The organism is Thalassotalea insulae, from assembly GCF_030161395.1.
GTDB classification, from domain to species: Bacteria; Pseudomonadota; Gammaproteobacteria; order Enterobacterales; family Alteromonadaceae; genus Thalassotalea_E; species Thalassotalea_E insulae.
In genome coordinates, this window is record NZ_BSST01000001.1 from 130,308 (window position 1) to 149,431 (window position 19,124).

At 40.1% G+C, this 19,124-nt stretch carries 19 protein-coding genes; 1 reads left to right on the plus strand and 18 read right to left on the minus strand.

Annotation, left to right across the window (positions count from 1 at the left end):
* Positions 1–29: 29 nt before the first annotated feature.
* The 9 genes from mltG to yceD all read right to left on the minus strand — a co-directional run bounded on the left by mltG (position 30) and on the right by yceD (position 7,337).
* Positions 30–1,037 carry an endolytic transglycosylase MltG gene (gene mltG / locus QQK06_RS00635; RefSeq protein ID WP_284242582.1) on the minus strand — a complete coding sequence of 336 codons (1,008 nt, stop codon included), beginning with the start codon at positions 1,035–1,037 and terminating at the stop codon, positions 30–32.
* A gap of 3 nt (positions 1,038–1,040) precedes the next feature.
* Positions 1,041–1,850 carry an aminodeoxychorismate lyase gene (gene pabC / locus QQK06_RS00640; protein WP_284242583.1) on the minus strand — a complete coding sequence of 270 codons (810 nt, stop codon included), beginning with the start codon at positions 1,848–1,850 and terminating at the stop codon, positions 1,041–1,043.
* A 132-nt stretch (positions 1,851–1,982) separates the two neighbouring features.
* On the minus strand, positions 1,983–3,218 hold the full coding sequence (gene fabF / locus QQK06_RS00645) for a beta-ketoacyl-ACP synthase II (RefSeq protein ID WP_284242584.1): 1,236 nt from the start codon (positions 3,216–3,218) through the stop codon (positions 1,983–1,985).
* 159 nt (positions 3,219–3,377) lie between these two features.
* A complete protein-coding gene (gene acpP / locus QQK06_RS00650) occupies positions 3,378–3,611 on the minus strand; it encodes an acyl carrier protein (protein ID WP_184422433.1) in 234 nt (77 codons plus the stop codon).
* Positions 3,612–3,786: 175 nt separating this feature from the next.
* The gene (gene fabG / locus QQK06_RS00655) at positions 3,787–4,521 is read right to left on the minus strand and encodes a 3-oxoacyl-ACP reductase FabG (protein ID WP_284242585.1); all 735 of its coding nucleotides are present in this window, start codon (positions 4,519–4,521) and stop codon (positions 3,787–3,789) included.
* Between the two features lie 3 nt (positions 4,522–4,524).
* Positions 4,525–5,460: an ACP S-malonyltransferase gene (fabD, locus tag QQK06_RS00660; RefSeq protein WP_284242586.1), complete on the minus strand. Its 936-nt coding sequence runs from the start codon at positions 5,458–5,460 to the stop codon at positions 4,525–4,527.
* 104 nt (positions 5,461–5,564) lie between these two features.
* Positions 5,565–6,599: a phosphate acyltransferase PlsX gene (plsX, locus tag QQK06_RS00665; RefSeq protein WP_284246545.1), complete on the minus strand. Its 1,035-nt coding sequence runs from the start codon at positions 6,597–6,599 to the stop codon at positions 5,565–5,567.
* Positions 6,600–6,617: 18 nt separating this feature from the next.
* On the minus strand, positions 6,618–6,788 hold the full coding sequence (gene rpmF, locus QQK06_RS00670; RefSeq protein ID WP_116000475.1) for a 50S ribosomal protein L32: 171 nt from the start codon (positions 6,786–6,788) through the stop codon (positions 6,618–6,620).
* A 36-nt stretch (positions 6,789–6,824) separates the two neighbouring features.
* Entirely contained in the window at positions 6,825–7,337 is a 513-nt protein-coding gene (gene yceD / locus QQK06_RS00675) for a 23S rRNA accumulation protein YceD (protein WP_284242588.1), read from the minus strand.
* Positions 7,338–7,446: 109 nt separating this feature from the next.
* Between yceD and QQK06_RS00680 the strand changes: the two genes are divergently transcribed.
* Positions 7,447–8,061, plus strand: a complete 615-nt coding sequence (locus QQK06_RS00680; RefSeq protein WP_284242589.1) for a Maf family protein — start codon at positions 7,447–7,449, stop codon at positions 8,059–8,061.
* A gap of 63 nt (positions 8,062–8,124) precedes the next feature.
* On the opposite strand, the gene pyrF is transcribed toward QQK06_RS00680, so the two are convergent.
* From pyrF to gyrA, 9 genes are all read right to left on the minus strand, one after another.
* A complete protein-coding gene (gene pyrF / locus QQK06_RS00685) occupies positions 8,125–8,820 on the minus strand; it encodes an orotidine-5'-phosphate decarboxylase (RefSeq protein WP_284242590.1) in 696 nt (231 codons plus the stop codon).
* 165 nt (positions 8,821–8,985) lie between these two features.
* Positions 8,986–10,149, minus strand: coding sequence for a lipopolysaccharide assembly protein LapB (gene lapB, locus QQK06_RS00690; protein WP_284242591.1), 1,164 nt, complete (start codon positions 10,147–10,149; stop codon positions 8,986–8,988).
* A gap of 20 nt (positions 10,150–10,169) precedes the next feature.
* Entirely contained in the window at positions 10,170–10,379 is a 210-nt protein-coding gene (locus QQK06_RS00695; protein WP_284246546.1) for a LapA family protein, read from the minus strand.
* A 106-nt stretch (positions 10,380–10,485) separates the two neighbouring features.
* Positions 10,486–10,773, minus strand: a complete 288-nt coding sequence (gene ihfB / locus QQK06_RS00700) for an integration host factor subunit beta (protein WP_284242592.1) — start codon at positions 10,771–10,773, stop codon at positions 10,486–10,488.
* A gap of 92 nt (positions 10,774–10,865) precedes the next feature.
* Positions 10,866–12,527, minus strand: coding sequence for a 30S ribosomal protein S1 (gene rpsA / locus QQK06_RS00705; RefSeq protein ID WP_284242593.1), 1,662 nt, complete (start codon positions 12,525–12,527; stop codon positions 10,866–10,868).
* A 120-nt stretch (positions 12,528–12,647) separates the two neighbouring features.
* On the minus strand, positions 12,648–13,328 hold the full coding sequence (cmk, locus tag QQK06_RS00710; RefSeq protein ID WP_284242594.1) for a (d)CMP kinase: 681 nt from the start codon (positions 13,326–13,328) through the stop codon (positions 12,648–12,650).
* Between the two features lie 87 nt (positions 13,329–13,415).
* Positions 13,416–14,696: a 3-phosphoshikimate 1-carboxyvinyltransferase gene (gene aroA, locus QQK06_RS00715; RefSeq protein WP_284242595.1), complete on the minus strand. Its 1,281-nt coding sequence runs from the start codon at positions 14,694–14,696 to the stop codon at positions 13,416–13,418.
* A gap of 1 nt (position 14,697) precedes the next feature.
* The gene (gene serC / locus QQK06_RS00720; RefSeq protein WP_284242596.1) at positions 14,698–15,783 is read right to left on the minus strand and encodes a 3-phosphoserine/phosphohydroxythreonine transaminase; all 1,086 of its coding nucleotides are present in this window, start codon (positions 15,781–15,783) and stop codon (positions 14,698–14,700) included.
* Positions 15,784–16,177: 394 nt separating this feature from the next.
* Positions 16,178–18,883 carry a DNA topoisomerase (ATP-hydrolyzing) subunit A gene (gene gyrA / locus QQK06_RS00725; protein WP_284242597.1) on the minus strand — a complete coding sequence of 902 codons (2,706 nt, stop codon included), beginning with the start codon at positions 18,881–18,883 and terminating at the stop codon, positions 16,178–16,180.
* Between the last annotated feature and the right edge of the window lie 241 nt (positions 18,884–19,124).

Sequence of the window (19,124 nt, forward strand, 5' to 3'; positions counted from 1 at the left end):
CGAAGGCTAAATTGAAAAAGCAACAGCCCCTACCGATTGAGCTGATATTTCACCACAGCTTTATTATGATCGGTCAAATTTTCTGTAAAAATATGCTTGCCCTGGCCATTACTGACAAAATATAAATAATTGCTGGGGGCTGGATGCATAGCAGCATGAATAGCCGATTTTCCTGGCATAGCAATTGGTGTTGGTGGTAATCCATTAATTCTATAAGTATTATACGCCGTTTTTTCTTTCTTATGCGCACGTTTGATATCGCCTTGATACCTGTCACCTAAGCCATAAATAATAGTGGGATCCGTTTGAAGTCGCATGCCCTGATTTAAGCGGTTAACAAACACTGATGCAATCAACTCATGTTCCGTATGTCGCCCGCTTTCTTTTTCTATAATCGACGCCATAGTCAATGCTTGATAAGCATTATCATAAGGTAGGCCGCCATCTCGGTTCGCCCAGGCATTTTCCAGCTCTTGTCGCATTTTATTATAGGCTCGGGTGAGTAACTCAACATCTGAGGTTTGATTAGTAAACGCATAAGTATCGGGATAAAAAAGCCCTTCAGGATGTGACTGCTTAAGCGCTAACTTATTGGCCACCTGTTGATAGCCATTTTTTTGCGGATCTAATGTATGAGTAATATGGCGATTAGCTCGTATCAATGCCAACCATTGTTTTAAAGTAGAACCTTCAATAAAAGTAATCGTAAATTGATGCTCTTTACCTTGCGATACCATTTGCAGTATTTGCTTTAATGTTTGCGACGGTAATATTTGATAGGTTCCTGCTTTAATTATCACAGCGTTGCGGTAAAAACGAACATAATTTCGTAGCCAAAAACGAGTCTCTATTACACCCAATGCTTTTAATTGCTTGGTAAACTGATGAAATGAGCTACCGTTATTAACGGTAAGCAATGCCGGCTCAGCTAACAGGTTAGGTTTTGTTAACTGGTAATGAGTAACGGCTACGAGTATACCGACAACAAGTAGTAATAAACTAGCACCGGTAAATAAAAAACGCTTCAACTTATTCAACAGTTACTTCCCTTGGCTGATACATTGGTTAAATTGCGCACGATAATGCAATACTTTATCTAGAGCCAGTACTTGTCCCTGATAACAGCGCACCGGGACAATCCCCATAATGCTGTTACAGATAAACATAGCATCAAGTTGAGTTACATCCGCTAACGTTGCCTTCACCACCTCTATGTTTGCATCCTGTGCTAATATCTGCTGGCGATAAAGCCCTTTGACGCCAGAATCAGATAGTTCTGGTGTATAAAGTCGCCCACGATGAAACCAAAAAAGATTAGCACAACTGGTTTCAATGATTTCATTATTAATATTGCACACCAGTAAATCATCACAATCACGCTGATCGAGCTCCGCCCTGAGTAAGACCTGCTCTAAACGGTTAAGATGTTTTAATCCTTTTAACAGCGGGTTCAACCCCAACTGTATATTCGCATTTTCCAGTGTAATACCTTGCTGAGCCCATTGACTATAACGTGTCGGCATAGGATGAAGAGAAATTATTCGCTGCGCGTTTAAGGCTCCTTGCCGTGAATAACCACGTCCACCACTCCCAGCAGTGATCATCACTTTCACTACAGCTAACTGACATGCTGAAACAGCTTGATTAAGCTCTGAGACTAATGCTTGATGGTCATATGATATCTTTAAATAACGACAACCTTCCACCAGACGAGTTAAATGCTCTGCCAACCATTGCACCTCTCCATTGACCACCTTAGCGGTAGTAAACAAGCCGTCACCATAGGCTAAACCACGATCATCTGTCGCAATCTGTTGTTGCCTTTGACCATTAATAAAGCAATGAAACATTAAAAATCATTATCTAATAACAAGTTATAACTAAGCGCCATTATATGTTAATAGCGCGATAATATGCCACCAATAAAAAAGCCTGAATACGACCAGCATATTCAGGCTTAACATTTTTTTATTGCTCAGCGATTAGATTTTTTTCAACACTAATGAGCCATTCGTGCCGCCAAAACCAAAAGAGTTACACAAGGCATATTCTAAATTGACATCACGGGCACTACCGCGAATATAATCTAAATCACAGCCTTCACTCGGATTTTCCAAATTAATAGTTGGCGCTACTTTATTATCAAATAACGATTGTACAGTAAAAATGGTTTCTACTGCGCCCGCTGCACCTAGCAAGTGACCCGTCATCGATTTAGTCGAGCCGACCATAGTATTATAAGCATGTTCTTTAAAAACCGATTTGACTGCGTTAGTTTCCGCAATATCACCGGCAGGTGTTGATGTACCATGTGCATTAATATAACCAATTTGGCTAACATCCACTTTGGCATCTTTTAAAGCATTCTCCATCGCTAATGCCGCACCAGCACCATCAGCTGGTGGTGAGGTCATATGATAGGCATCACCACTCATACCGAAACCAAGGATCTCAGCATAAATGGTCGCACCACGTGCTCGCGCATGCTCATATTCTTCAATCACCACAATACCAGCACCATCACTGAGCACAAAACCATCACGGTCTTTATCCCAAGGACGACTCGCCCCTTGAGGATCGTCATTGCGTGTTGATAAGGCGCGTGCCGAGCAAAAACCACCTATACCTAATTCTGTTGATGCTTTTTCAGCGCCTCCAGCAAGCATCGCGTCCGCATCACCATGAGCAATCATCCGCGCAGCATGGCCAATATTATGCACACCTGAAGTACAAGCAGTGACAATGGCAATATTAGGTCCTTTAAGCCCTAATTTGATTGATAAGTGCCCTGCTGCCATATTCAATATCGTCGATGGACAAAAGAAGGGAGATAATTTTCTCACGCCACCTTTAAGATACTTACTATGATTTTCTTCAATCAAGCTTAAACCGCCGATGCCAGAGCCAACAGCAACGCCAATACGAGCGGCATTTTCTTCCGTCACTTCCAGGCCTGAATGATTAAATGCCTGAATGCCAGCTGCTAAGCCATATTGAATAAAGGTATCCATTTTTTTGGCATCTTTTTTCGCAATACCGTAGGACTCAGCATCAAAATTTTTAACTAAACCAGCGAATTTAGTAGGAAAGTGACTTACATCAAAATGATCTATGGTATCAATACCGCTTTTACCCGCTAATAAGTTTTGCCACGTAGTATCAGCATTATTACCTAATGGGGAAAGCATACCATAACCGGTAACCACAACACGTCTCATCTGTCGAGTTGCCTCCGTAGAGCTAATGTGAAAGGTAGTACCATGCCTTTAACGGCAGGTATGTTAACTGGAATATATGTAGATTATATCTGTTATTAAATAGCAGAAAAAAATCAGGCGGTTAGATACCGCCTGAAAAATTCTTAATAAATGCTGTAATTACTGATTAGCAGTTACGTAGTCAATTGCTGCTTGAACTGTAGTGATTTTTTCAGCTTCTTCATCAGGAATTTCTGTATCAAATTCTTCTTCTAACGCCATTACTAATTCTACTGTATCTAGAGAATCTGCACCTAGGTCATCAACAAAAGAAGCTTCATTTTTTACTTCATCTTCACTTACGCCTAATTGCTCAACAGTAATTTTTTTTACGCGTTCTTCGATAGTACTCATTTTTTTTCCTTTACTAGAAAATACAATTTTTCAAAATTGCGTGTAGTGTATTCGTCTACAGCTTTCCTTGCAAGCTTCTAATTTTGCTTTTTAAGCTGGTCTAACCTGTAGACAGTGTATTTATTATGCTTACTTATTATGATTTATCAAGAGTAATATTAAATATTATCTCTAATTAAACCATATACATGCCGCCATTTACGTGCAAAGTTTCACCAGTAATATAGGCCGCGCAATCAGACGCTAAAAACGCCACTGAATTTGCAATTTCTTCCGGCTTACCTAAACGATTGGCTGGTACTTGCGAAAAAATGCCTTCTTTTTGTTCATCCGTTAACGTCTGTGTCATATCGGTATCGATAAAACCTGGCGCTATCGTATTAACCGTAATACCGCGCGAAGCAACTTCACGAGCTAATGACTTAGTAAAGCCAATTAAACCTGCTTTTGCCGTTGCGTAATTGACTTGACCCGCATTGCCCATAGTGCCGACAACCGAGCCGATATTAATAATACGGCCATGACGTTTTTTCATCATAGAGCGGATCACTGCTTTACTGATTTTATAAACAGAAGACAAGTTAGTATCAATAATATCGTCCCACTCTTCATCTTTCATGCGCATAAACAAGTTATCACGAGTGATACCAGCATTATTGACTAAAATATCAACGCCGCCAAAGTTTTCTTTTATCGCATCAAATAAATCAGCGATAGATTCGTTGCTAGTGACGTTTAACACCATACCTTGGCCTGCACCTAAATATTCACTAATTTTTTCAGCACCATGCTCAGACGTTGCTGTACCTATAACAGTCGCGCCTAATGATTTTAACTGCGTCGCAATTGCTTTACCTATACCACGACTGGCTCCAGTCACTAGTGCCACTTGTCCCTCTAATGTAAACATAATTTATCCTACTAATTCTTTTGCTTGAGTTAATGATGCCTGATCATTAACCGAAATACATGAAATTGACTTATCAATACGCTTAACCAAGCCTTGTAATACTTTACCTGGACCAACTTCTAATGCGATTTCAACCCCTGACTGAGCTAGTTTTTCTATAGTTTCCGTCCATCTTACCGGACTATATAACTGGCGGATCAAAGCATTTTTAATCGCCTCTACGTCATCTTCAATCGCAACATCAACATTGTTGACAACAGGTAACTGAGGTTGATTAAAGTGAACCAGGTTAAACTGTTCAGCTAACTTATCCGCCGCCTCTTTCATTAAGGCACAATGTGATGGAACGCTAACAGGCAACGGTAATACACGTTTTGCTCCTGCTGCTTTACAAAGTTCACCGGCACGCTCAACCGCTTCTTTATTACCCGCGATAACCACCTGACCGGGTGAATTAAAGTTTACTGCAGAAACGACTTGCCCTTGCTCTGATTGTTGGCAAGCATCAATAATTTTATCATCCGCTAAACCGATAACAGCAGCCATCGCACCAACACCTTCTGGTACTGACGCTTGCATAAACTCACCTCGTTTTTCCACTAATTTAACGCCATCTGCGAGTGAAAATACGCCAGCGCAAACTAAGGCAGAGTATTCACCCAAGCTATGACCGGCCAGCATTGTAGGTGTTACTGTTGACTCACTTTGCCATAATCGCCACAAAGCAACACTTGCAGTTAATAAAGCAGGTTGAGTAAAGTTAGTTTGATTTAATTTTTCTGCCGGTCCTTGAGCAACTAATTGCCATAAATCATAGCCTAACGCTTGAGATGCTTCTGAAAAAGTTGATTGAACAATTTCATTGTCGGCAAATTCACTCAACATAGCAATCGCTTGTGAGCCTTGCCCGGGGAAAATAAAAGCTAATTTATTTTGCATTATATTACCTAATTAGTCGAAGGTTACATCTTGAAATATGGTTAACAACTCCATGACTCAAGAGTTAATCAAATTATTTGTGCTTATAAGCCTAGCAATGCTGTTTACTCTAGACGCTCTTTTAAGCCTTGCTCTAATGTCATTTTTATTTTTTCTGGTACCTGGCGTTCAACTTCTCTCACAGCCTCTAATATCGAGGTATGAAATGCTGAAACGCTAGCATTACCATGACTTTTTATTACAATTCCGCGCAATCCTATCAAACTTGCACCGTTATACTGGTCGGGGTTCAGTGGTTTAAAAAGCTTTTTTAATGAGGGAGCTAAAATTTTACCAATTAAACGTGCAAAAACATGCTCAGACAGTACCTGTTTTAATTTTTGGTAAACCAGTCTGGCAACACCTTCACAAGTTTTCAAGGCAACATTGCCTACAAAACCATCACAAACAATGACATCGGCTTTATTATTAAAAATGTCATTCCCTTCAATAAAGCCAACATAGTTCACTGAGGGGTTATCATTCAATTTAGTCGCAGCCAGCTTAATATGATCACTGCCTTTAATATCCTCAACGCCCATATTCAATAACGCAACGCGAGGAGCCGAGATACCATCAACCTGCTCTGCCATTACCGATCCCATCACACCAAACTGATAAAGAATATTAGAATCACAAAAGACATTAGCGCCAAGATCTAACATAAAAACATGCTGATGTTCACTATGAGTGGGTAATGAGGAAATCAATGCGGGACGTTCAACGCTTGGTAGAGTCTTTAACACATAATGTGCCATGGCAAACAAAGCACCAGTATTACCCGCACTAACACAAGCTTGCGCTTTACCCTGTTCGACTAAGTCCAGTGCTTTACGCATCGATGAATGCTTTTTACTTCTAAGCGCTGAGCTCGGTTTTTCATCCATAGCAACAACTTCAGTCGTTGGCACTATCGATAACTGAGAGTGCTCTAAAACATTATGTTTTATCAGAATTTCTTGAATAATCGTTTCGTCACCGCAAAGTATTAAATGTAATTGCGCCGACTTTTTGATGGCAAGAACTGCCGCAGGAATAGTTACAAGGGGGCCTTTATCGCCCCCCATAACATCTAACGCTATGGTTAGACTAGTCAAAATGTTTTACCAAGTAATGGCTTATTTAGCGATTACTTTAACACCTTTGTAAAAGCCATCAGCTGTTACATGATGACGACGGTGTGTTTCGCCAGATACGGGATCTACTGATAAGTTTTCAGCGGTTAATGCATCATGTGAACGGCGCATGCCACGTCTTGAACGAGACTTTTTGCTCTTTTGAACTGCCATTTCCTAACTCCTAAAATCGATTGGTAACAAATAGTGTTACTTAAGTTTTTTTAATACGTCAAATGGATTCGGCTTATCATGCTCTTCAGGTAATTTCCCCCAAACACTATCAGCTGGTGACTGACAATCTTTGAAGTCATGCCTAGGTATTAATGGAATCGCAAGGATTAACTCATCTTCCACTAACTCTCGCAAGTTAACTTCACCATTTTCATCTAATTCAATTGCATCATAATATGATGGCAAATCTTCAGCAGCTTCAGCATTTTTTACCGGGCTAAACGAAAAGTCTATCTCCAGTAAATATTCAAATGCATCAGTACATCGCTGACAAGTTAAATTAACTGTTGCCGACCCCTTACCTGATATAACCACCAAGCCAAGTTCATCCACATCAAAATTAAATTTAACTTCAATTTGCTCGCTGTTTATTTCACTGACAGCAAGCAATCTATTCATTTCCGATATTGCAAATAGTCCCTGACACTCAAGTCTACGTTGAGCGCTTTTATACGGGTCGATTGTTATCGGAAGCTTAAGATTCTGCATAAGGCGCGCATAATAATGCCGTTAGCCTCATGTGTCAAAAGAAAATTAACGAAATCCGTTTAATTTTGCAATATTGCCCTCATATTAGCAAAATCTGATTAATTTTTGTATGACAATCTCACTAATGACACAACAAGCTATTATTTTAGGTTCAACCTCCCCATTTAGAAAAAGTCTATTGGAAAAGTTAAACATTGCCTTTAGCTGCGCCAAACCACAAGTAGATGAAACTCCATTAGTCAACGAAACACCTCAGGCTTTGGTGGAACGATTAGCAATATTAAAAGCCAAAGCAGTAGCCAATGAGCATGATAACGCGCTGATCATAGGCTCAGATCAAGTTGCCACCTGTGATGGAGAAATTTTAGGTAAGCCTCACACTGCTGAAAATGCAATTAAGCAATTAACAAAGTTCAGCGGAAAATGCGTTACCTTTTATACTGGATTAGCTATCTATAGCAGCACTTCAAGCACGGTAAAATCATTAGTAGAACCATTTAAAGTCCATTTTAAGCAACTTAACCAACAAGATATTGAAAATTACGTTAATGCCGAGCAACCGCTTAATTGTGCAGGTAGTTTTAAAAGTGAAGGTTTGGGTATCTGTTTATTTGATCGGCTCGAAGGTGACGATCCAAATAGCTTGATTGGTTTACCGTTAATCCGACTAAATGAATTACTACAATCTTTTGATTTTAATATATTAGCGAATCAAAACAAGTAAGTAACAAAAAGCCATGGTTTGTTAGCAAACCATGGCTTTTAAGCGATTATTGACAATAAATAGTTAACTAATCGACTGATTAATTTCTTGTAACACTAGGTGAGGATCTGAAGATTTAGTTATTGGACGGCCTATCACTAAGTAATCAACGCCATCTGCTATCGCCTGTTCCGGCGTCATGATGCGTTTCTGATCATCGCTACTGGCACCCGCCGGGCGTATCCCAGGTGTTATTAATTTAAAGTCATTTCCTAATAGCTGCTTTAATGATTGCGCTTCCTGCGCTGAACACACAACACCATCTATTCCTGATTGCTGCGCCAGTTGCGCTAAATGCTTCACTTGTTCTGCTGGAGATTTAGTAATACCTAAACCTGCTAAGTCTTCAGCTCCCATACTGGTGAGTACAGTAACTGCGATGAGTAGCGGCGCTTTATCACCATATGGTACTAATGCTTCTTTAGCTTTTTTCATCATTTCACTGCCACCAGAAGCATGAACATTTACCATCCAGACACCAAGTTCAGCGGCGGCAGTAACCGCTTTGGCAACCGTATTAGGGATATCGTGAAATTTAAGATCTAAAAAAACGTCAAAGCCACGGTTCACCAAAGCCTTAACAAATTCCGGACCAAAATAAGTAAACATTTCTTTGCCCACTTTTAACCGACAATCACTCGGCTGAATTTTATCAACAAAAGCAAGGGCATCCGCCTGGCTATCAAAATCTAATGCCACTACCACTTTTGGATCATTCATAAAACTTCCTTAGGTAAATTCTTTTAAAAAACTTAATAATGTCATTATACAAGTAATCTTTGCCTTTGAAGACAGTTAATTCAATATCGCGGAAAAGAAACGGAGTTTATAAGCATAAATGAGTATCTTTGACAAAGAGATTGGATTAACTGGCAAAAACAGAGGTTACTCCCCTTCGAGGCCTCGAACGGGCTTTAATGTTTCCCAGTCATGGCAAGAAGGACAAGACCAATAATGAGTACTACTGTTAAAGCCACAGTTTCGGCAATTATAACGCTGTTTGATATTGAGGTAAGCCGAAACTAATTCTTTAATCATCGCCAAATTTTCATGGTCCTGCTCAGGTTGATTCATTTGCATTTTAATAAAATGCTTAAAACCTTGAATCGTTGGCCGTCGTTTCAATGCAGATAACATGAACTCCTGCGCTTTAACATGACCGTGTTTATGTTCAATCAATGATAAATACTTGATTAAAGCACTGCTACCGCCAGTTTCATCATATACTTTTTTAATAAAGCAATAAAACTCATCGTCTGCGTCTAACTGATGATAACAGTTAGCCATTTTATCAATAACATCAGGAAAAAATTCGTTATCCTGAGTGTAAATATCTTTATAGCATTGACAAGCTTCATTATATTGCTGATGATTTTCGTAAATTTCTGCCATTAGCCAATTTGCACGACAAGAGTTAGGATCACACCTTAAGGCACTTTCCAGTAACTCCAGCACTTCAATAAATTGATCTTTTTCCAAGGCGATAGTCGCCAGCTCACAATAAAAATTAGCTAAGGTATGAAGTAGTTTTTTATCTTTTGATTTAACAATCGCTTTTTTTAGTTCAATGCCATGTTGCCAATCTTTAGTCGATTGATAAATTTGCAATAAATAGGTCAGTGAGCGCTGTGCAAAGACCTTAGACTTCATTAACGTATGAAACATCGACTCGGCCCGATCATACAGGCCCGCAGTTAAAAAATCTTTGCCTAATTCAAATGCCGCTTGTTGCTTTGCTTTCGTTGGCAGATGCTTTTGCCTCACCAAATGTTCATGAACTTTCAGTGCGCGATCCAGCTCTCCACGTTTGCGAAATAAGTTCGCCATAGCAAAGTGCGCTTCGACAGTATCATCTTCGACCGTCAAGGTTTCCAGTAGATACTCTATTGCTTTGTCTTGTTGATTTGAAAGTAGATAATTTATTCCTGTCGAGTATTTTATCGATAGGTCCTGTTTGGCGCTATGGTCGCGTTGTTTCACGCTGTTGCGTCCCATAAACCAACCATATCCCATGGCAACAGGTAGTAGCAGAAATAAAAGTTCTAACATTGATGTGTTAACCAGTAACGTTAAGTGGCATTTTTACCCGGTTTTGTTTTAATTATTCGCATTAGTTTCCACAAAACTGCAAAAAGTAATCCGAGAAAAAAACCAATTACGGTAAATAAACTTACCGCAGCAGCGACCGATATTTCTGTCTGAGCGATCAAATAATTCAAGGTGATCAATTGATCATTCTGACTGCCAAAGATAAATGCTACTAACAATAGCAACAGCATTAATATAAGAGTTAAATAGACTCGCACTGGAAACCTTTACCCATGTAAACAATTATCGAAAAAAAACGGCATGCCTATGCATGCCGTTTTTAGTATATGATTTTATTTACGCTATTGAAAGATTTACTCTTTCACGTAATTCTTTGCCAGGTTTAAAGTGCGGAACGTATTTACCAGCAAGTTCTACTGACTCACCAGTTTTTGGGTTCCGACCAACGCGTGGAGCACGATAATGCAAGGAGAAACTACCAAAGCCTCTAATTTCAATACGCTCACCTTTAGATAAAGTCTGCGCCATCATTTCGAGAATTTCTTTAATAGCTTGTTCTACTTCTTTTGCAGATAAATGATTTAATTTGTCTGCTAATCTTTCAATGAGTTCTGATTTGGTCATTCGACCCCCCAGTGTTCATTTAGCATCACGCCAATGGTTTACAAATTGAGGAAAGTATTGAATATACAATACCTCCCTCCTCCTAGCTAAAATTAACTTTTAGCGTTTTTAAACGCTGCAGCCATAGCACTTAAACCAGTATCTTCAGATTGGTTTAAGCTGTCCATTGCTTCACGCTCATCAGCTTGATCTTTCGCTTTGATAGACAAGCTGATAGTGCGGTTCTTACGATCTACGCCCATGTATTTAGCTTCTACATCATCACCAACTGATAATTCAGTTGAAGCATCTTCGATACGCTCACGAGAGATATCAGAAACGCGTAAGTAACCTTCAACACCTTCTGCTAATTCAATCTTAGCACCTTTAGCGTCTACTTCAACTACCTTACCTGTAACAATAGCACCTTTTTTGTTATCTGCAAGGTATTGATTAAACGGATCATCTTCAGTCTGTTTAACACCTAATGAGATACGCTCACGCTCTGGATCAACTTGTAATACCACAGCTGAGATTTCATCGCCTTTCTTGTATTCACGAACAGCTTCTTCACCACCTGCCCATGAAATATCAGATAAGTGAACAAGACCGTCGATACCACCGTCAAGACCAATAAAGATACCAAAATCAGTAATTGACTTGATCTTACCAGAAACTTTATCACCTTTGCTGAAGTTCTTAGCAAACTCTTCCCATGGATTCGGGATACATTGCTTAAGACCTAGAGAAATACGACGACGCTCTTCATCGATTTCTAATACCATCACTTCAACTGTGTCACCTAAGTTAACCACTTTAGATGGGTGGATGTTCTTGTTAGTCCAATCCATTTCAGAAACGTGAACTAAACCTTCAACGCCTTCTTGGATTTCAACGAAACAACCGTAGTCAGTTAAGTTAGTTACGCGACCAGAAAGTTTAGCACCTTCAGGGTAACGCTTAGCGATAGCTACCCATGGATCTTCGCCTAACTGCTTCATACCTAATGAAACACGTGTACGTTCACGATCGAACTTCAATACTTTAACTTGGATCTCGTCACCAACGTTTACAATTTCACTTGGGTGCTTAACACGCTTCCAAGCCATATCTGTGATATGTAATAAACCGTCGATACCACCTAAGTCTACGAATGCACCGTAATCAGTTAAGTTCTTAACGATACCTTTAACTTCGATACCTTCTGCTAACGACTCTAACAATGCATCACGTTCTACGCTGCTTTCAGATTCGATAACGGCACGACGAGAAACAACAACGTTATTACGCTTCTGATCAAGCTTAATAACTTTAAATTCTAAATCTTTACCTTCAAGGTGAGCTGTGTCACGTACTGGACGAACATCTACTAATGAACCTGGTAAGAAAGCACGAATGTTGCTAACTTCAACCGTGAAGCCACCTTTAACTTTACCGTTGATAACACCGATAACAGTTTCTTTTTCTTCATATGCTTTTTCAAGCACTTGCCATGCTTCATGACGTTTTGCTTTTTCACGAGAAAGTATTGTTTCACCAAAACCATCGTCAGTAGCGTCTAATGCAACATCAACTTCTGCACCAACTTCAATTTCTACTTCACCAGCAGAGTTTTTAAATTGGTCAATTGAGATAACAGATTCAGATTTTAAACCAGCGTCAACTAAAACGTTGTCTTTGTTGATGGCTACTACAGTCCCTTTAATGATTGAACCAGGACGTGTTTCGATTTCTTTTAAACTTTCTTCAAAAAGTTGGGCAAAATTTTCAGTCATAATATTTATATGAACTCTTAAGTTATCCAATCCACTTACATGTGTCATGGGGTTGTTAATAAACCTAAAGTATCCTTACGTTAGGTGAAAAATTAATTCCAAAACAGTTGAAATTAATAGTTACGTCAATTTCTCATTAGCAAATAATAAAATTTTACCGACGACTTCATCTATAGAAAGCTCAGTAGAATCAACAATTAACGCCCCTTCTGCTGGCACTAACGGAGCCACTTTACGGCTCTGATCACGTTCATCTCGTTGACGTATGTCATCCAGAAGGCGCGTGATTTTAACATCAAAGCCTTTTTCTTTCAACTGATTAAATCTGCGCTGCGCGCGTTCTTCCGCACTGGCGGTTAAAAAAACTTTCACTGGCGCATCAGTAAAGACCACTGTGCCCATATCACGACCATCGGCCACTAACCCTGGAGAAACTTTAAACGCACGTTGTCGACGTAATAACGCTTCTCGTACGCGGGGAAATGCCGCTACTTTAGAGGCAATCGCGCCAATCTCTTCGGTGCGAATATGATCAGTGACATCTTCACCCTCAAGTATCACCCGACTTTCTCCATCGGATGAAATTTCAAACTGGACATCTAAATGTGCAGCAATCGGGATCAACGGCTCCTCTTCTTCAACTGAAAGATGATGATACTGTGTTGCTACCGCTAACACTCTATAAATAGCACCACTATCAAGCAGTTGCCATCCTAACTGTTCAGCGACTAAGCGTGCTGCAGTTCCTTTACCAGCACCACTGGGACCATCTATCGTGATCACTGGAATGTTTTCCTGCATACATTTATCTCCTAATGTCGAAAATCGGCGGCATTATACGGGAATTATATTTCAAAATCGCGTAAAAAATTATTCTGTAACATATTTTCAGCAGGAGACTTGCGCCAACTTGTCAAAATAATCAGGAAATGTTTTTGCCGTACATTTAGGGTCATTTATCGTCACGGGAGTATCACTCAGTGCAACAAGAGAAAAACACATTGCCACCCGATGATCATTGTAGGTATCAATTTCAGCATGTTTTAATAACTGTGGCGGAGTAATCGAAATATAATCTTCTCCTTCAATAACTTGTGCCCCAACCTTTTTAAGCTCAGTTGCCATTGCAGTTAGCCGATCTGTTTCTTTAACCCGCCAGTTATAGATATTACGAATAGTGGTGGTACCGTTAGCAAAAAGTGCCGTTGTGGCGATTGTCATCGCCGCATCCGGAATATGATTCATATCCATATCAACCGCCGTTAATGCTTTTCCTTTAACCGTGATAGACTCATCATGCCAAATAACCTCTGCTCCCATTTTTTCGAGCACATCAGCAAAATGTTTATCTCCCTGGACACTTAATTTACCAACACCATGTACAGTAACTTCTCCGCCTTTAATTGCACCGGCCGCAAGAAAATATGAGGCAGAAGATGCATCCCCTTCCACCATATACCGGTCTACAGACTGGTATTTTTGACCACCTTTAACAGTAAATGATTGATAACTATTATTTTTCACTGTCACACCAAACCGGCGCATAATATCTAAAGTGATATCAATATAAGGCTTAGAAACCAGTTCGCCGTCAATGACGATATTAGTGTCGGTTTTTAACAAGGGCGCTATCATCAAAATAGCCGTTAAAAACTGACTAGAAATAGAACCATCGATCGTCACTGTACTACCAGACAATGCTTTGCCGACAATTTTTACCGGTGGATAATCTTTGTTTTCTAAATATTGAATATCCGCATCAAGCTGTGCTAATGCATCAACCAAATGACCAATTGGTCTTTCTTTCATTCTTGGTTCGCCCGTTAAGACAAACTCGCCATGACTTGCAGCAAGTGCTGCACATAAAGGTCGCATTGCGGTACCAGCATTACCTAAATATAACTCGAGTGCTTCAGTTGTGTTAAAAAAACCACTATTACCAACAACAGTGCACTCTGTACCGCAATCACTTAACTGATATTCAATACCAAGACTCGCTAATGCATTTAACATATGCTGAATGTCGTCACTGACCAGTAAATTGGTGATTTTAGTTGTGCCATTCGCTAATGCTGCAATTAACAACGCGCGGTTAGACAAGCTTTTAGAGCCGGGTAAAAACACTTCGCCTTGAATTTTAGCGATTGGCTGTAAGGTTAACTGCTCCACGTTAACTATTCTCCTGTTCAAATGCTTTCATAAAATCAACCAGTGTTTGTACACCTTCTAGCGGCATTGCATTGTAGATACTGGCGCGCATACCACCGACTGAACGATGACCTTTTAACGCAACTAACCCTTGCTCTTTTGCAGCGCTGAGAAATTTGCTATCGAGTGATTCATCCATTAACCAAAAAGGAATATTCATTAAACTACGGTTATTAGAAATAATTCCGTTACGATAAAAATCACTGCGATCGACATATTGATAAAGCAACTCGGCTTTTTGCTGATTATTATGTTGTATCGCACTAACACCGCCTTGCTCTTTCAACCACTGGAATACCAGGCCGGCTAAATACCAAGCATAGGTAGGTGGTGTGTTATACATAGAATCATTATCGGCAATCAATTGATAATTCATGATGCAGGGCGTCTCTTTACGTGCTTGACCTAATAGAGATTGCTCAATAATAACTATCGTTAAGCCCGACGGGCCAATATTCTTTTGGGCACCAGCATAAATCATCGCAAACTGACTGACATCGATTTCACGAGACAATATGGTTGATGACATATCTGCAATTAATGGCACACCACCAGTTTCAGGTATATCAAACATTTCAATACCATCTACTGTTTCATTGGGGCAATAATGGACATATGCGGCATCGGATGTTAACGGCCAGTCACGACTATCCTTGACTTGCTTAACCCCATTAACTTCTTCCACGACATTGATTGTATTCACTTCACCATAGTTTGCTGCTTCTTGCGCTGCGGCTTTTGACCAGGAACCGCTAACAATATAATCCGCTTTGCTGCCGGCAGCTAACAAATTGAGCGGTACGGCAGAAAATTGTCCTCGGCCACCACCGTGACAAAATAATACTTTATAGTTATCTGGGATATGCATGAGTTCACGTAAATCTGCCTCAGCTTTTTCCGCTAGTGCAATAAACTCTTTACTTCGATGGCTCATTTCCATCACTGAGCAACCAGTATTTTGCCAATTGAGGAACTCTTGCTGTGCCTGTTGCATCACTTGAGCCGGGAGCATGGCTGGACCTGCAGAAAAATTATAAACAGCGGACATGAGAAACTTACAACCTTTTCTAATAGTAAATGTAAATGTGTGATTTATTACAGCCAACGAGACTTAATAAGATCAAAAAATGTGTGACTAAAATGTCATTGCCACTTGAAGCAATCATGCTCTTGCGACATTGCCTACACGGATCTAGGCACTTAGCCCAACCAGAAACAAAAACTGACCGTATATCCTCGGCTCAGGCATCCTGTTTGCCCTACTCCTGTACCCGTGCAGTCGTGTACATCGTCGCTCTTTTACATCCATGTAACCCCGACATACAGTACTTTCTGTACATAAACCCTTGCTAACACCATCCATGGCTCGCAAGAATAAATATTTCCATATATAAAAAAATAGGCGGTTAATACCGCCTATTTTATTTTATATTGCGGTAACGCTAGTCGTTATCGCCCTCGCTGAGTTGTTCACTTTGTTCAGCTACCGGCGGCGTTTCACTAAACGATTCATTTGCTTCTATTGATGTATCACCTTCGTCATCAGGTAATTCATCTTCTTCTATTTCATCAATACGTTGCAGTGCTACCACGTGTTCATCTTCAGCAGTACGGATAATACGCACCCCTTGTGTATTACGACCAATGACACTGACTTCATTGACGCGAGTACGTACTAAGGTACCGTTATCTGTGATCAACATGATCTCATCCTGATCTTCAACCTGAACAGCACCAACGACAGGGCCGTTACGCTCACTGACTTTAATCGAAACAACCCCTTTGGTTGCACGACTTTTCGCAGGGTATTCTTCCAGCGCAGTACGCTTACCGTAACCGTTTTGCGTTATTGTTAAGATCGCGCCATCATTTTTCGGTACGATCAAAGACACCACTTTTTGGTTACCTTCAAGCTTAATACCTCGTACCCCGGTCGCTGTACGTCCCATTGCACGTAATGCGTGAATTTCTTCACCCGTTTCAGGATCTAGCTTCACTTCACCCGTTTCACTATCACGGGCTTTTTCATTAAAGCGAACCACTTTACCTTCGTCAGAGAACAACATGATGTCATTTTCTCCGTTGGTAATATCAACGCCGATTAAAGTATCGTCATCTCGTAAGTTCAAGGCAATAATACCGTTTGCACGTTGATTAGAATATGCCGTTAATGGCGTTTTCTTCACCGTGCCAGACGCGGTCGCCATAATAATAAATTTATCTTCTTCGTATTCTCTAACCGGTAGAATTGCAGTGATCTTTTCATCACTTTCTAATGGCAATAAATTAACAATTGGACGACCACGGGCCGTGCGACTCGCCAATGGCAATTGATAAACCTTAAGCCAATACAATTTACCTCGGTTTGAGAAACATAAAATCGTATCATGGGTATTTGCCACTAATAAACGTTCGACAAAGTCTTCTTCCTTCATCTTAGTCGCGGCTTTACCCTTACCACCACGGCGCTGTGCCTGATAATCAGATAATATCTGATATTTGACATAACCTTCGTTAGATAGCGTGACCACTACATCTTCTTCACAGATTAGATCTTCTAACGATAAATCATGTGACGCATTTGTAATTTCAGTACGGCGCTCATCACCAAATTCATCACGGATCAACTCTAATTCTTCACGAATCACTTCCATCAAACGTACCGGGCTGGCTAAAATATGCATTAGCTCGGCAATTAAGTCTAATAACTCTTTGTACTCATTTAGAATTTTTTCGTGTTCCATGCCAGAGAGTTTATACAACTGCAAATCAACAATCGCTTTCGCTTGTTCTGGCGTTAAATAATATAAACCATCACGAATACCGTATTCAGGCTCTAACCATTCAGGACGTGCAGCATCAGTACCAGCGGCTTCAAGCATGCTACTAACATTACCCAATTCCCAGCCACGTGCGACTAACTTTTCTTCAGCATCTTTTCTATTATTAGAATTTTTCACCAGTTCAATAACAGGATCGATATTAGCAAGTGCAATCGATAAACCTTCTAATATATGAGCGCGATCACGTGCTTTACGTAATTCGAAAATAGTACGACGAGTCACGACTTCACGGCGATGAAGAATAAAGGCTTCCAGCATGTCTTTTAAATTGAATAATCTAGGCTGGCCGTTACTTAAGGCCACCATATTCAAACCAAAAGAGATTTGCATTTGTGTCAATTTAAAGAGGTTATTTAATACCACTTCACCGACATCACCGCGCTTAACTTCAATCACCATACGCATGCCGTCTTTATCTGACTCATCACGTAATGCGGAAATACCTTCTAAGCGTTTTTCTTTCACCAACTCTGCCATTTTTTCAATTAGGCGAGCTTTGTTTACCTGATAAGGTAACTCGTGAACAACAATGGTTTCTTTACCACTTTTCTCGTCAACTTCTATTTCAGCCCGAGCGCGAATTTTTATTTTACCACGGCCCGTTTTATAAGCTTCTTCAATACCAGCTCGGCCACTAATAATACCAGCGGTAGGAAAATCCGGCCCAGGGATATATGTGAGTAACTCATCACAAGTAATATCTTCGTTCTCAATAACAGCTAAACAGCCATTAATCACTTCCGTTAAGTTGTGCGGTGGAATATTCGTTGCCATACCAACCGCAATACCTGAAGTACCATTTACCAGTAACGTTGGAATACGTGTTGGCATGACCGCTGGGATTTGTTCTGTGCCATCATAGTTAGGTACGAAGTCAACGGTTTCTTTATCGAGATCGGCTAAAATAGCATGCGATATTTTATCCATGCGGATTTCGGTATAACGCATTGCTGCCGCTGAATCACCATCAACAGAACCAAAGTTACCTTGACCATCAACAAGCATATAACGCATTGAGAATGGTTGTGCCATACGAACTATAGTGTCATAAACAGCAGTATCACCATGCGGGTGATACTTACCGATAACATCACCAACAACACGGGCAGATTTTTTATAAGGTTTATTAAAATCATTACCTAGTACATTCATCGCGAATAACACACGACGATGTACCGGTTTTAAACCATCCCGAACGTCAGGTAACGCTCGTCCTACAATGACGCTCATCGCGTAATCTAGATAGGAACTTTTTAGCTCATCTTCAATATTGACTGGAGCAACATTTTTTGCCAGATCGGTCATAAAACGACGGTATCCCTAAAAATTAGAATATGGAAATTATTATTGTAAAAAACGCAGCGCATATTATCACAAAGATTCAATAGGCAGTACTGCTTTATAGCATGACATTCTGCTTTGCTTACGCGTCTATTTCAAGTGATTATTTTCGCAATAAGGTAATCTGACATCATTCTTGCATTTACTGTGCTTGGATTGACAGCGAATTGACTAAATCTCACACAACTAATTGCACTTTATCCAA